Origin of the sequence: Thermosynechococcus sp. B1 (assembly GCF_030322985.1) — a bacterium.
In the GTDB taxonomy this organism is placed as follows: Bacteria; Cyanobacteriota; Cyanobacteriia; order Thermosynechococcales; family Thermosynechococcaceae; genus Thermosynechococcus.
Map to the genome: position 1 here is coordinate 1949997 of NZ_CP096573.1, position 14680 is coordinate 1964676.

Consider the following 14680-nt stretch of genomic DNA (forward strand, 5'->3'; position numbering starts at 1 on the left):
GGCTTAGATGTGGATGCCGCACTCGGTTTTGCCCATGCCACGCCAGCGACCCGCCCGTTCGTCTTCCCCTTCAGCTACAGGGGTAGTGAGGGGTTCATCGCCAATGCTGGCATAGCCGCGATCGTGGAGGGGATTGTAAATTACTCCGTGCTCCATCACGTAGGTCCATGTTTGTTTGCGTGTCCAAGCAGCGAGGGGATTAATTTTCAGACGACCCTGCTTGTCCAGTTCCACGTAGGGCATATTGGCACGGGTGACCGCTTGATCGCGACGCCGTCCCGTAATCCAAGCCACCGTATTCAGTTCTGCTAAGCCCCGTTGCAGTGGTTCAATTTTAGTAAGATGGTGAAACTGCTCAACATTGGTTTCCCAAAGCTTGTCGCCATAGCGAGCAGCAAAGGCCTCACGACTGTCCACATCGGGGGTTTTATAGGTGCGCAAATCCAGACCATATTTTTCCTTGGCCTGCTGCACAAATTCAAGGGTTTCTGGAAAGTGATGCAGCGTATCCAAAAAGAGAACAGGCACCGGCGGATTGGGGCGTAGATCACGGTAGAGCAAATCCGTAATCATCATGTCATCGACATTAAAGGCACTGGTCTGCACCAGCCCTTGGGGAATTTCAGCCACTGCCCACGCTAGAATTTCGCGGGGATGTGCTCCCTCAAAGCGTTGGTTGAGGGCGTCGAGGTCAAAGGATACGGATGCAGACATAGGAGGTGTTAGCACGGTTTTAGAAAGCATTCTTTAGCTTACCAAAGAATTGGGTCTAAAGCCCCGCCCTGCGACTCGCGATCGCCCCCCTTCCAACAATTTCTCCAACTTTGACACTAGCGAGGCATTGGGTACCCTTCAATCCAAGTCATGCCAGCATTTTTGGAAGTCGCATTATAAGACCACGTTTGCGGGCTGGAGGTCAACACTGCATACCGCCCCGGCGCTACCACAATTTCGGGTTGCACGACCCAATAGTAGCGATCTTCCAGCCGTGCAGGCCATGTGCCCACCACTTGCCGCGTTTCCACATTTCAGAGCATCACTTGTCCAGCAGGGGCACCCCGACCACCGTTCCAGTGATAGGTAGTAATTTTACTAAAGTGATAGGGGCGATCGAGTACTAGAATCCGTGCTTCAGGAGGACGGCTGGCAACGGCATGGGGATTGTTGTTGGAGAAGACAATTCTTGGTGTCATTTGGGGTGGGTGACTATAGGTGGGGGTTGGTGCCGGTGGCCGAGTCACCGTAGAATCAGGTTCCACTGTAAAGGAGGTAACGACCCGTTGGGCTGCTTGCCCACCGCCTGCTTGGCGCACGCAAGGAGAATCAATCAAAACTTGGAAATAGTACATTTCCCTTGAGGTTAAGTGCCAGATATTGACACGATGCATTGGTACACCCTCTTGATAGTTCCTCACTTCTCGTCCCCCTTGGTACACGGTACTAGAGATCGTTTTAATATCTGGGCTGTGGTTCAGCAATTAACCAGTAGCGGTATAGCGTGCCATGCGCACTGGGTGACGAACTACATAGTTGAGGGCAAGGTAAGGCGTTTTATCGGTGACCTGCTTCAGGTAGGCGGGGCCTTGAACTTTGAACCATCCTTCCTTGGGCTGACTACAGTTTTGCCAGCCAGCGATCGCTGGCCAGTTAACCTCTAAGCGAAAATTGACGGGGTTGGCGAGTCCTTGGGGAACAACAACAAGACCCATGCCTAGCAACAGCGTCAGCGCTGACTTAAAGTGGATATTTAACATTGCCCTGCCTCCCTAAATAATTCCTCAATAGTGAATAGCTAATTGAAAACAGCCCCAAAGTGACTGAAATTGAAATAATAATTAACTACAAAAAATCAAAAAATAATTGCTTCTAAAGTCCTTTTCTAAAATGTTGGTTACTGATAATTAGTTTCTATCTCTTTGAAAAGGTTTCTAAATCGCTACTACAATGCTAGCATTGTGTCAAATTTACCAAGAATAAGGCATTGAAAAACTTAATATCCTTCCCCTGATTAGAGGTTTTTCCCGTTCCATCGTTACAGTTTGGCTTTGCCCAACTCAGCCGTCAGATGAATGCCTTTATCTGTCCACTGGTGCATCAATGGAGCCGACAATGTGTCTTTTCATCCGCCTAAAGTCATTAAAGAGGGATATTCCTAATAGACGCGACCTAAGGGGGGTGTCCAAGGGGTCTCCGGTGTTGTGACTACCGACAGGAGGCTGCCAATGCCTTCAATTTCGACGCGCACGCGATCGCCCACCTGTAATGCACCAATTCCTGCGGGTGTCCCCGTCAATACCACATCCCCCGGCAGCAGTGTCATCACATAGCTAATGAAACTCACCAACTTGGCGGGTGAGAAAACCATTTGATCAATCGTTGCTGATTGGACGGGTTGCGCGGCCTCATTAATAAAGGTTTGCAACCGCGCATCGCTAGGAACCTCTCGCACAATCCAAGGCCCTAGGGGGCAAAAGGTGTCAAACCCCTTAGCCCGTGTCCATTGTTGCTCCCGCTGCTGCAGATCCCGAGCCGTGACATCGTTGGCGATCGTGTAACCCCAAATATGCTCAAGAGCTTCATTTTCAGGGCAGGCACGGGTACGACGACCAATGACCACCGCCAATTCCCCCTCATAGTCCACCCGCTTTACTTGGGGCGGATACCAAATGGGACAGCCGGGGGCTTGAACCGTTGTCGGCGGCTTTAGAAAAATCAATGGCTCAGGGGGCACACTATCGCCCATTTCGGCAGCGTGCTTCACATAGTTGCGTCCGACAGCAACAATTTTTGAGGGGGAGCAGGGAGCCAGCAGTTGATAGCTATCGGGACTGAGGACTTGGTTCGTGGGTTGGCCATGGAGCCACGGTGCCGCATCCCAAATCATCACTTCGCGGTTGAGTTGCAGTGTGCCGTAATGAATCTGTCCCCCCGTGGTCTGTACCCGCACAAACCGTTCCACCATAGTGAATTAGTCCCCTCTTTTCCTTGCCAAGAATGGCAAACTGCAGTGCTAGAATTATAAAGCCTTGCTTTTTGCATCCGTCAAAAGGCCATTTGTCCAAAGGGAGTTGACCTCAATGATTACACGGAACTACGAAACGCTCTATATTATTCGTCCTGATGTGGGCGAAGAACAACTGGAACAAACCATTAGCCAATTTCGCACTTTTTTAGAAGAACAGGGTGCGACAAAGCTTAAGGTGCAAAATCGCGGTAAGCGTCGGTTTGCCTACCCGATCAAGAAACTGCGGGAGGGCTACTACATTCTGATGACCTATACCGCTGCTGGGACGGCGATCGCCCCCCTAGAACGCGCCATGCGCCTCAATGAAAACATCCTCCGCTTCATGACGATTGTCCTTGAAGAAGAGGCCGACACCGAAGACGCCGAAGACGAAAATCCTGTTCTTGCCCGTGCTTAGGACAGTACACTGATCCAAATTCACTTGAAAGGGGGGCATCATGGCACCATCTCCCGGTTCTTGGAAGTGCGATGGCGTACCTAAAAACGGTAAATCCTACCCCAATGCCAGTGGTCCCCACCCCCCCTATGAAAACTTTGGCCCCGACTGTAACATCTGTGGACTACCCCGTGAGGCCATGAATCCTGCCAGTGGTAATGGCGGTGCCGGGGCGGGAAAATCGAAACTACCGCTAGTTGCTGCTGCCCTTGGGGTGGTTCTATTACTCGCGGGTGGTATTGGTTTCCTTGGCTATCGAATCTTTATTGCTAACCGCAACGGCACTACGCCACTGCCGATAGGAGGGACAACCAGCGGCAACCACTTGGTGAGCAAAACCACTGCCCGCAACACAGCCTATATTAGCCAAGGGGAGCGCATCCTGATCAGTGAACCCAATCCGCAGCGAGCAGCCCTGAAGCAAGAAGCCGCCCTTGCCTTTGATCAGGGAGATTGGGCACAGGCGATCGCCAAGTATCAAGAACTCGTCACCCTCGATCCCAATGATCCAGAGGCGCGCATTTATCTTAACAATGCCCGTGCTCGCCAAGCCGGCAACCCGATGACGATGGCCACCGTTGTTCCCATTGGTACTAGCCCCGATACTGCCAAGGAAATTCTGCGGGGGGTCGCTCAGTACCAAGAGCGCTTTAATGCCAGTGGCCCCAGTCGTGCCCTTGAAGTCGCCATTGTCAATGAAAACAGCCCCAATGGTGTGACCAGTTTGGCCGAAGATTTGATCAACAGTTCAATCCAAGGGGTACTGGGTCATGGCACCGACGCCAATAGTCGTGCCGCTCTACAGGTTTATGAGCAAGCAGGGATTGCTGCCCTTTCTCCCCTGACCACGAATGTCACCCCCCAAGGCAACGGCACAGTACAGGTACAGACGCTATCCCTGAATGAAAAGGGGCAACAACTTCTCAATACCTACCTTGACAATGCCGCCAATACCCTCGCCCAAGCCGCTGCGAAAAAAGTCCCTAATGCCAAAGTGGCTGTTCTCTACAACAGCGATAGTCCCTACAGTGATGAACTGAAAACTAAGTTAGTCGCTGCTCTGCCTCGGTTTGGTGCTCAAGTGGTGCAACAGATGGATGTGGCCGCCTCCGGCTTTAATGCCAATACAGCAATGACCACAGCACAGCAAGCGGGAGCCAATGTGGTCATTTTGGCCATGAGTCGCGCCCGGGTGAATGATGCCGTTGCCCTTGCTATTGCCAATCAAACCCAAACTATCCCCGTGCAGTTGTTTGGTAGTGATCAACTCTACAGCCCTGATTTACTGATCAAGGGGGATAGCGCCATCAATGGCATGATTCTAGCAGTGCCTTGGAGTACTAACCCCAGTGATCCCTTTGCGCAGCAGGCAGCCCAAGCGTGGCGGGGGCAAATTAGTTGGCGCACCACAACCGCCTACGATGCTACGCAGGCGCTGGCTCAAGCCATGGCCAAAGGGGGCGATCGCGCCAGCACCCAACAACTGCTCCGCCAAGGGGTACAAATTCAGGGGCAAACCGCCAGTGGTACCTTTGATCGAGTTCCTCTGGTGCAAGCAGCACCGGGACCCAATGGCCCTAAAGGCTCCAACTACCAGTTCAACCCCCTCGGTAGCATCTAAAGCCGGTCAACTAATGCTAAGCTATTGCCGATTGGTGTTTTAGGAATCTCCATGACTGCAAAAATTGGCATTATTGGCGGTAGTGGTCTCTACAAGATGGAGGCTCTCACCGATGTCGAAGAGGTACATCTGACTACGCCCTTTGGTGATCCTTCCGATGCCTTTATTTGCGGCAAGATTGCTGGGGTTCCAGTCGTCTTTTTGGCACGCCATGGCCGCGATCACCATCTACTGCCGACGGAGATTCCCTTTCGTGCCAACATCTATGGCTTCAAATCCCTTGGGGTCGAGTACCTGCTTTCCGCGTCTGCGGTGGGTTCCCTACAGGAACAGGTGAAACCCCTTGATATGGTGGTGCCCGATCAGTTTATTGACCGTACCCGCAACCGCATTTCCACATTCTTTGGGGATGGCATTGTGGCGCACATTGGCTTTGCCGATCCGGTGTGTCCTGCTCTTGCTGGTGTTCTCGCGGATGCGATCGCCGATCTCAACCTGCCCGATGTCACCCTCCACCGCCAAGGTACCTATGTGTGTATGGAAGGCCCTGCTTTCTCGACGCTGGCAGAGTCCAACCTGTACCGCTCGTGGGGCGGCACCGTAATTGGCATGACGAATCTACCGGAGGCCAAACTGGCTCGTGAAGCGGAGATTGCCTATGCAACGCTGGCGCTCGTTACCGATTACGACTGCTGGCACCCCGAGCATGACTCAGTCACAGTGGAGATGATTATTGGCAACTTGCAGCGCAATGTCAAAAATGCCCAAGCGATTATCTGTGAAACCGTCAAACGCCTCCATGCCAATCCACCAGCCTCTAAAGCCCACCGTGCCTTAAAGAATGCCATTCTCACTCCCCTTGACAAGGTACCCGCAGCCACCAAGGAGAAACTGCATCTGCTCTTGGCTAAGTATCTCTAGGTCATAGACTCTGCTGTATTCTGATCACCCTCAAAACTGATCTGCTCACACAGTTGCGGATAGGTCGTCTTGGGACTGAGGCAGCGACAGCGGTTGAGGGCGGCGGCAAGGGCTTCAATTTTAATCGGTTTACTGATGTAGTCATCCATCCCCGCCGCAAAGCAGCGTTCGCGATCGCCAGCTAGGGCATTTGCCGTCATGGCAATAATCCAAGGACGCTGGCTGGGGGGCCATTGGGCACAGATGCGTTCGGTGGTCTCGAGGCCATCCATCTTTGGCATTTGCACATCCATCAGCACCACATCGTAGGGGCGCTGTTGCAGTGCTTCAAGCACCTCGAGGCCATTGGCCGCCACATCGGCACGGTAGCCCATCCGCTTGAGAATATGCAGTGCCACCTTCTGATTAACAGCATTATCCTCAGCAAGGAGGATACGCAGCGGAAAGCGACTGCCCAAGTTGGGATCAATGCCTGTTTTTGTCAGGGCAGGCTGAGTTGTAGATTCACTGCTAAGGGTCTTAATTAGGGTTTGCCGTAGGGTGAGAGGGCGAATGGGTTTGGGGACGTGGGCTGTGATCAACTCCTTGCGACTAGCGGTTTCCAGCCAACTCAGGGGTGTGAGCAGAATAATCGGCTGTTGATTGAAGTGCGGCTCTGATTGCAACCGCTCTGCTAACTGAAGCCCAGTCATCTCGGGCATATTCAAATCAATTACTGCCAAATCCCACTGGGGAGCGGCCTCTAGCACCAGTTGGGGATTGCCATACCCGATAGGCACCATCCCCCAGTTTTGCAGTAATGTGCAGAGATTCTCACGGCTAGCGGCATTGTCATCAACAACGAGGACACGCTTGCCCTCCAAAGCCGGATGAAGCGTTGGCGGTACATAGGGTTTTTGCCCCTCAGCGAGGATCGTAAAGGTAAAGGTTGTACCTTGACCTTCAGTACTCTCAACGGACATATCGCCGCCCATTAGCTCACAGAGGCGTTTGCTAATGACTAGCCCTAGGCCTGTGCCGCCATACTCGCGCGTCGTGGAGGCATCCACTTGACTGAAGGGCTTGAAGAGTCGATCCAAGCGATCGCTGGGAATGCCAATGCCCGTATCCTGAACTTGAAATTGGAGAAAATCCTTGCCCTCGTGCTTGACCGCGCTCACATGGACGACGACTTGGCCTTCGTGGGTAAACTTAATGCCATTGCCCACTAGGTTAACGAGGATCTGCCGTAGCCGGGTCACGTCCCCTTTAACTTGGGCAGGGGTTTTGGGGGTACAGGTGTAAAGTAACTCTAACTCCTTCTCCTCGGCTTTGCTGGCCAATAGGCTTAGGACATCCTCCACACACTCGCGCACATCAAAGAACTGCTGCTCTAGCACCAGTTTGCCCGATTCAATTTTCGAGAAGTCAAGAATATCGTTAATAATTGTCAGGAGTGCCTCGCCGGCCTGGTGCAGAGTTTGCAAAAAGTCCCGCTGCTGCTCATTGAGGGGCGTATCCAACAGCAAATTGGTAAAGCCCAAAACCGCATTCATCGGGGTGCGGATCTCATGGCTCATGGTGGCCAAAAACTCACTCTTGGCCCGGTTGGCCAGTTCCGCTTGCAGCCGCGCCTGTTCCAGTTCGTGGTTTTGCTGAGCTAACAGCTGTCGCTGCTGCTGTTCATGGCGCAGCAGTTCTGCTTGGGCGATCGCAATCCCCACTTGAGCGGCCACTGCTTCCAGAAGTTCAATCTCATCGGGAGTCCACTGCCGCTGGCGATCGCACTGATGCAGGCCAATAATGCCATTGGGTACGCCTTTATAGGAGGTGCGAATAGCCAGCATTGACTGGATTTGAAATTGATGACACAGCTCAATGGCACTGCCCAGTAGGGGCTCTTGAGTCACATCGTGGGAAACAACGGCGGCATCACTCCTGAGCACCTCCAAGGCGTGGGGGTTGTTTTCCACGGGCACACTGACCCCCCGCATTGAGGGGTAGCCCGGTTGCAGGTATTCAGCCACATCGGGAATACGCGGCGGTGGCCCCGGCTCGTAGCGATGAATTAAACAGCGACTGACCCCAAAGGCCTGACCAATTTGGGTGACGGTTGTTTCAAACACCGTTTCCGTATCGAGGCTCTGGCGAATCTGTTCGGTAATTTGATTCAGAAGCAACGCCCGCTGCATTTGCTGTTGCAGTTGCTGACGTTGGCGGGTTTCCTGTTCCAAAAGTTGCACTTGGGCAAGGCCAATTCCCACTTGCGCCGCCACACTCTTGAGTAAACTTTTAATCGCCTCCGTCCACCGCCGCTGGCGATCGCACTGGTGCAAAATGAGCAAACCATTCGCTTGATTGCGATAGGCCGTGCGCACAATCACCGCAGATTTCACATTCAGGACTTCGCAGTACTCATGAAGTGAGGTTAGACGACTGTCTGTTGCCACATCCTCGCAGCTAAACACCTCATCGGAGGCAAAAACCGATTCCAAAAACGCTCCCCGCATCTGGCTCAAATCGAGAGGGCATTCCTTGACGGAAGACACCCCCGGTGCACAGTACTCAGCCACCAGTGCCATCGGCGCATGCTCTTGATAGACAAACAAGAGACAACGACTGACATTGAGGGTTGTCCCCACCTGCTGAACTGCCGTGCGACAAATGTGCTCCCGTTCAATTTGCTGGCGAATTTCCTCGGTAATGCGATTGAGCAGGAGCGTGCGCTTCACCTGCTGCTGTAAAAACAGTTGTGCCCGCTGCCGTTCGGTGACATCACTTTGAATGCCAATGTAGTGGGTAATTTCACCAAATTCGTTATAAATCGGGGAGATGGCAAGTTCATTCCAGAAGGGTTGGCCGTTTTTGCGGTAGTTGCGCAGCACCACCCGGCAGGATTGGCCTTTTTTAATTGCATTACGAATGGCTTCAGCCCCCGGTTGATGGCGATCGCGCCCCTGCAAAAAGCGGCAATTTTTGCCAATCACCTCCGTTGCTCGGTATCCTGTCATCCGCTCAAAGGCGGGGTTCACATAGATAATTGGATTATCGGGTTGGCGGTAGTCGGTAATCACAATGCCATTGGTGCTAGCAATAATGGCTCGCTCCCGCAGTCGCAGCTCCGCCTCAATTTTTTTCTTGTCGGTAATATCAATGGCTAACTCCAAAAAGCCAATCAGTTGCTCTTGGCTATCATGAATCGGGGTGACTGACAGGGACACAGGAAAGCGAGAGCCATCCCGCCGTACAAATGTCCACTCCTGCTCATCGGCCAAGCCCCGCCGCGCCCGAGCCACGAGAGTCTCAAACCCCGCAGGAATGGGTTCTCCCAATTGTGCACTGAGGATCTGGGCATAGCGCTCCACCTCTTGAGGATCAAGGAAACGTTCTGGCGTTGCTTTACCCACCAGTTCTGAGGCAGGATATCCTAGCCATTCCTCAGCGGCTCGATTCAGCAGCGTGATAATGCCATCGGTACGGGTGGCAATGATGGCGTGATTACTACTATTGAAGACCGCCTCTTGGAGGCTGCTCATCTGCTGAATGTAGGCCAGTTGTTGCTGGGTGACCTCTAAGTGATGGCGGATTTCCAGTTCACTAATGACTTGGCGAGCAAGGGTGCGCAGGGTTTGCTGTTGAACGGGGTTTAGCTCACGCGGCTTATAGTCCACCACACAGAGGGTACCAATGCCATAGCCATCGGGCGTCATCAAGGGCATTCCCGCATAGAAGCGGATATAGGGCGGCCCTGTAACAACGGGATTATCGGCAAAGCGGGGATCCAGCCGAGCATCCGGTACAATGACGAGTTCTGGTTGCAGGATAACGTGAGCACAAAAGGCAACATCCCTAGGGGTTTCACAGGCATCAATGCCTACTTTGGCTTTAAACCACTGCCGTTGACGATCAACAAGACTAATGAGGGCAATGGGCGCTTCGCAAATTGCCGCCGCTAAGTGGGTAATTTCATCAAAGATCGGTTCCGGAGGCGTATCTAAGACTCGATACTGCTCAAGGGCACGTTGCCGTTCCGGTTCATTTGCTGGCAATGGGGCAGCAGGCATAGCCCAAGTGTACCGCCTTTTTGTAGGAGCAAGTCTTTCATCATTATATGAATTGCACTGGTTCTAGAGAGGATTCCCTAGGGGATGCAGAACACAACATCTATCTTTGCAGGACTTGGAGGGCAGTCACAGAATAAAAAAAGGATGTAGCACCTACGCCTACACCCTTCATCAATCCTTATTTTCAGACGGTGGCAATTTTAGCCTGCCCAACCCTTGGCAGCTTGATCGAGCACGTAGGCGGCTACATCCTGAATTTGTTCATCGGTGAGACGACCAGCAAAAGCGGGCATGGCATTTTTGCCGTGCTGCACTTGGTAGATAATGGCATCCTCGGAGTACATACCAAATTGCTCAAGGGCTTCTTTTTTCAGGGTTTTGTTGGCCATCACCACATTGCCACCCCCCATGTGACAGGCTGCACAGTTGCCGCTAAAGACTTTGGCACCATTGGCTAAATCTGCCGCAAAGGCCGCAGGGGTGAGGCTGACAAACAGAGGGATCGCGATCGCGCAAACACAAATGAATAGCTTTTTCAACGGAGTTCTCCTTTCATGGAATGCGTCAGGGTATGGATAAAGCCCCAAAAATCAAGGGGTGCAAGATTCACCAAAGGTCAGTGTAGCAAAGTTCCCAACCTAGGGGGCACTGTCCGGAAAGCTTTCTACGCCCCAACCGGGGGCCACGGCTGCCGCTCGCAAAATAAAGGCAGCTAAGGTCTCCAGCTGTTCTGTGGTCAACCAGTCCTCACTCACGCGGCGGCAGGAATAACTCTCTTCGCTGCCATCGTAGGACATCGGCGATCGCTGGAAAGCAACGAGGCTGGCGATCGTATCCCGTGGCGGCGTTGCCCCCTTGAGATCCTTCAGAGAGAGGGACACCAAAGGATTGGGTAACGTGCTGCCACCGACATGACAGTTTTTGCAGTTTTCCTCAAAGAGCCGCTTGCCACGGGTCAGATCCGCTGCTGTGAAGGTTTTGGTCTCACCGCGGTCATTGAGGGGCAGTTCCACCGTATCTGTGACCTTCAGGTATTGGATCACATAGTTATCGACCCCAGAGGCCGCCAGCGCCGTTGCCGGGGCGATCGCCCAGCCCAGCAGCAAGAACAGTAGGCCACTGCAGAGCCAGACAACAGGCCGAAGCCGAGAGTGAGGTTGGTGCATGAGTTGGGAAGATCCTTCTTGAGTTGTGACTAGTAGTAAATTTTACCGCCTCCCCATTTATCCCCAAGAATCTTGGGTTCGACGAGGATGTGACCGGCAATCGCCACCAAATCTTTCTCCGTCAGATTGCGCATTTTCGGGAAAATGTCGGCACTGCGCAAACTGGGGTGCACCTCAGCAATTTCCTGCTCGCCATCGTAGGTGGTGGGGTTTTTCATATAGTCCACCAAGCCTTCGATGTTATCCCGTGGCGGTGTGGCCAAAGCCAGGGTTTCAGTGCGCAAATCCAAATTGGGGTTGGTTTTGGTGATCCCCCCCACATGGCAGGAGGCGCAAGCATACTGGAAGAGACGCTTACCCTCAAAGTATTGCTTTTCCGTCAGGGTAATGGTTTTTCCTTCACTGTTGAGGGGAACGGTCAGGACGTCAGGGGTCAGTTCAGCGGCCAGTGCTGTACCTAGGGTCAGTTGCCAGAGGCAGAGGCAAAGGGCGACCGCAAGCCAAATGCATTTTTTTAACATAGTTCTCCCAATAAGCAGGTCTTACGAGTGCGGTGACGTGTCCCGTTGATCGGTCGGTGTAGCAGAGTCCGTCAAAGCCAAAATGATTGCTTTGGCATCTTCAAGGGGCAGGCGCGTTTGCGGACTGGTATAGCGAATACCCAAGCGATCGCACAACCCACAGACGGTTTCGACCGAGACGCCGTAGTCCGCTGCCAAATCAGCGATCGCCATATCCACAAATCCCATGCTGCTACTCTCCGCTTGGGATCAACGACCAAGTATCATTATCATGCCATTGTGCGGCTTCTTTACCAAAAAGCGTCCCCTTCGCAAAGAGAAGTGCCGCCACAGCGTACACTGTTGATGTGGCCGTTCAGATGGAGTTTGCAATGAAACGAGTCTTGGCGATTATCCTTGGGGGCGGTGCCGGCACACGTCTCTATCCCTTGACCAAGCGTCGAGCCAAGCCTGCGGTTCCCCTTGCTGGAAAATATCGCCTCATTGATATTCCTGTGAGCAATTGCATCAACTCCGAAATTAATAACATTTACGTCCTTACCCAATTCAACTCGGCCTCCCTCAACCGTCATATTGCTCGTACCTATACCTTCCCCGGCTTGACGGGCGGCTTTGTCGAAGTCCTAGCAGCCCAACAAACCCCAGAAAATCCCAACTGGTTTCAAGGCACTGCTGATGCGGTGCGTCAATACCTGTGGCTGTTGGCCGATTGGGACGTGGATGAATACCTGATTCTTTCAGGAGATCACCTCTACCGCATGGACTATCGCCTGTTTGTGCAGCGCCATCGCGAAACGGGCGCCGATATTACCCTCTCCGTCTTGCCCGTCGATGAAAAAGCCGCCTCTGGCTTTGGCTTGATTAAGGTAGATGGCACAGGGCGAGTCATTGAATTCCGCGAAAAACCCAGCGGTGATGCCCTACGGGATATGCGCGTGGACACAACCCGCTATGGCCTTAGTGCCGAGGAAGCCCATCGCAAACCCTACATTGCCTCAATGGGGATTTATGTCTTTAAGCGGCAAGTGCTGATTGATCTGCTGCAACAGATGGCCGATGCCACGGACTTTGGCAAGGAAATCATTCCCGCCGCGGCCCGTTCTCATCTTGTCCAAACCTACGTCTTTAATGGCTACTGGGAAGATATTGGCACAATCGGCTCCTTCTACGAAGCCAACCTTGCGCTTACCCAACAACCCCAACCGCCCTTTAGCTTCTACGACGAAAACGCCCCTATCTACACCCGTCCCCGCTACTTGCCCCCCAGCAAGATTCTCAGTTGCACCATCACCGAGTCCATTATTAGTGAGGGCTGTATCCTCAAGGAATGTCAAGTCCACCATTCCGTCTTGGGGGTGCGATCGCGCGTAGAATCCGGTTGTGTCATTGATCATTCCCTGCTGATGGGCGCCGACTACTACCAAGACTCGGCGCAGCGCAGCCAGCTCCTGTTGCAACATAAAATTCCCATCGGCATTGGTGCCAACAGTGTCATTCGCGGGGCAATTGTCGATAAAAATGCCTGCATTGGCCGCGATGTCAAAATCATCAACAAAGACCATGTTGAAGAATCCAACCGTGAGGATCAAGGATTTTATATCCGCAGCGGGGTGGTGGTGATTATCAAAAATGCCGCGATTCCCGATGGTATGGTTATCTAAGCCATAAGCAAATTTGAATTGGCAAGCGCGGAAAACCTGTGTAGCATATCAACAGTAAGCGTCCAACCCTCTAGCGGAACTGCCATCTATGCCCACGATAGAGACTCGCACAGAACCCATGGTCATCAACATGGGGCCGCACCATCCCTCAATGCACGGGGTTTTGCGGTTAATGGTGACCCTTGATGGCGAAGATGTCATTGACTGTGAGCCGGTGATTGGCTACCTCCATCGCGGCATGGAGAAAATTGCTGAAAACCGCACCAACATTATGTTCATCCCCTACGTGAGTCGTTGGGACTACGCCGCCGGGATGTTTAACGAAGCGGTCACCGTCAACGCTCCCGAAAAGTTGGCTGGTATTCCTGTGCCCAAACGCGCCAGCTATATCCGCGTGATCATGTTGGAGTTGAACCGCATTGCCAATCACCTGCTGTGGTTAGGCCCCTTCTTGGCGGATGTCGGTGCCCAGACGCCCTTTTTCTACATCTTCCGTGAGCGGGAATACATCTACGATCTCTTTGAAGCCGCCACAGGCATGCGCTTCATCAACAACAACTACTTCCGCATGGGGGGAGTGGCCGCCGACCTCACCTATGGCTGGGTAACCAAGTGCCGCGACTTTTGCGATTACTTCCTGCCCAAAGTGGATGAGTACGAGCGCCTGATCACCAACAACCCCATCTTTGTGCGCCGCTTACAGGGGGTGGGCAAAATTAGCCGTGAGGATGCCATCAACTGGGGGCTATCGGGGCCGATGCTCCGTGCCTCTGGGGTGAAGTGGGATCTGCGCAAGGTGGATCACTACGAGTGCTATGACGACTTTGACTGGGATGTACCCGTGGCCACCGAAGGTGATTGCCTTGCCCGCTACATTGTCCGTATTCAAGAAATGCGCGAGTCGGTGAAGATCATTCGCCAAGCCTTGGATGGTTTGCCCGGTGGTCCTTATGAAAACCTCGAAGCCAAGCGGATGTTGGAGGGTGCCAAGTCGGAATGGAATGGCTTTGACTATCAGTACATTGGCAAGAAGCTGGCTCCCACCTTCAAAATTCCCAAAGGCGAACACTATGTGCGGGTTGAATCGGGGAAAGGGGAGCTAGGGATTTACCTGATTGGGGATGATAATGTCTTCCCTTGGCGCTGGAAGATTCGGCCACCGGATTTCAATAATCTGCAAGTGCTGCCCCAGTTGCTGAAGGGGATGAAAGTGGCGGATATTGTTGCTATCCTTGGCAGTATCGATGTGATTATGGGGTCCGTCGATCGCTAGGAAAGTGTTGAGC

At 52.9% G+C, this 14680-nt stretch carries 15 protein-coding genes; 5 read left to right on the plus strand and 10 right to left on the minus strand.

Going from position 1 to position 14680, the window contains the following annotated elements:
- Nucleotides 1-3: 3 nt before the first annotated feature.
- From cysH to M0644_RS09670, 5 genes are all read right to left on the minus strand, one after another.
- Nucleotides 4-714 (minus strand): phosphoadenosine phosphosulfate reductase, encoded by a 711-nt coding sequence (gene cysH, locus M0644_RS09650; protein WP_286625517.1) that lies wholly within the window; start codon nt 712-714, stop codon nt 4-6.
- A gap of 116 nt (nt 715-830) precedes the next feature.
- Nucleotides 831-1025, minus strand: coding sequence for a hypothetical protein (locus M0644_RS09655; RefSeq protein ID WP_149820342.1), 195 nt, complete (start codon nt 1023-1025; stop codon nt 831-833).
- Nucleotides 1026-1028: 3 nt separating this feature from the next.
- The gene (locus tag M0644_RS09660) at nt 1029-1388 is read right to left on the minus strand and encodes a hypothetical protein (protein WP_286625518.1); all 360 of its coding nucleotides are present in this window, start codon (nt 1386-1388) and stop codon (nt 1029-1031) included.
- 90 nt (nt 1389-1478) lie between these two features.
- Nucleotides 1479-1754, minus strand: a complete 276-nt coding sequence (locus tag M0644_RS09665; RefSeq protein ID WP_286625519.1) for a hypothetical protein — start codon at nt 1752-1754, stop codon at nt 1479-1481.
- A 398-nt stretch (nt 1755-2152) separates the two neighbouring features.
- On the minus strand, nt 2153-2962 hold the full coding sequence (locus M0644_RS09670) for a fumarylacetoacetate hydrolase family protein (RefSeq protein ID WP_149820347.1): 810 nt from the start codon (nt 2960-2962) through the stop codon (nt 2153-2155).
- 115 nt (nt 2963-3077) lie between these two features.
- On the opposite strand from M0644_RS09670, the gene rpsF reads away from it, so the two are divergent.
- The 3 genes from rpsF to M0644_RS09685 are packed head-to-tail and all read left to right on the plus strand — an operon-like array spanning nt 3078 to nt 6003.
- A complete protein-coding gene (gene rpsF, locus M0644_RS09675) occupies nt 3078-3422 on the plus strand; it encodes a 30S ribosomal protein S6 (protein ID WP_149820349.1) in 345 nt (114 codons plus the stop codon).
- A 40-nt stretch (nt 3423-3462) separates the two neighbouring features.
- Nucleotides 3463-5082 carry an ABC transporter substrate-binding protein gene (locus M0644_RS09680; protein ID WP_286625521.1) on the plus strand — a complete coding sequence of 540 codons (1620 nt, stop codon included), beginning with the start codon at nt 3463-3465 and terminating at the stop codon, nt 5080-5082.
- Between the two features lie 51 nt (nt 5083-5133).
- Nucleotides 5134-6003, plus strand: coding sequence for an S-methyl-5'-thioadenosine phosphorylase (locus M0644_RS09685; RefSeq protein ID WP_286625523.1), 870 nt, complete (start codon nt 5134-5136; stop codon nt 6001-6003).
- On the opposite strand, the gene M0644_RS09690 is transcribed toward M0644_RS09685, so the two are convergent.
- The 5 genes from M0644_RS09690 to M0644_RS09710 all read right to left on the minus strand — a co-directional run bounded on the left by M0644_RS09690 (nt 6000) and on the right by M0644_RS09710 (nt 11961).
- Nucleotides 6000-10046 (minus strand): GAF domain-containing protein, encoded by a 4047-nt coding sequence (locus M0644_RS09690; RefSeq protein ID WP_149820355.1) that lies wholly within the window; start codon nt 10044-10046, stop codon nt 6000-6002. The two genes, M0644_RS09685 and M0644_RS09690, sit on opposite strands and share 4 nt — an antisense overlap.
- A gap of 200 nt (nt 10047-10246) precedes the next feature.
- Nucleotides 10247-10585 carry a cytochrome c6 PetJ gene (petJ, locus tag M0644_RS09695; RefSeq protein WP_286625524.1) on the minus strand — a complete coding sequence of 113 codons (339 nt, stop codon included), beginning with the start codon at nt 10583-10585 and terminating at the stop codon, nt 10247-10249.
- Between the two features lie 99 nt (nt 10586-10684).
- Nucleotides 10685-11212: a photosystem II cytochrome PsbV2 gene (psbV2, locus tag M0644_RS09700; RefSeq protein WP_286625525.1), complete on the minus strand. Its 528-nt coding sequence runs from the start codon at nt 11210-11212 to the stop codon at nt 10685-10687.
- Between the two features lie 29 nt (nt 11213-11241).
- Nucleotides 11242-11733, minus strand: a complete 492-nt coding sequence (psbV, locus tag M0644_RS09705) for a photosystem II cytochrome c-550 (protein WP_149820364.1) — start codon at nt 11731-11733, stop codon at nt 11242-11244.
- Between the two features lie 21 nt (nt 11734-11754).
- Nucleotides 11755-11961, minus strand: coding sequence for a translation initiation factor IF-2 (locus tag M0644_RS09710; RefSeq protein WP_149820366.1), 207 nt, complete (start codon nt 11959-11961; stop codon nt 11755-11757).
- Between the two features lie 143 nt (nt 11962-12104).
- On the opposite strand from M0644_RS09710, the gene M0644_RS09715 reads away from it, so the two are divergent.
- Complete coding sequence (locus M0644_RS09715) at nt 12105-13394, plus strand: glucose-1-phosphate adenylyltransferase (RefSeq protein WP_190278059.1); 1290 nt, start codon at nt 12105-12107, stop codon at nt 13392-13394.
- 88 nt (nt 13395-13482) lie between these two features.
- On the plus strand, nt 13483-14667 hold the full coding sequence (locus M0644_RS09720) for an NAD(P)H-quinone oxidoreductase subunit H (protein WP_149820368.1): 1185 nt from the start codon (nt 13483-13485) through the stop codon (nt 14665-14667).
- Nucleotides 14668-14680 lie beyond the last annotated feature (13 nt).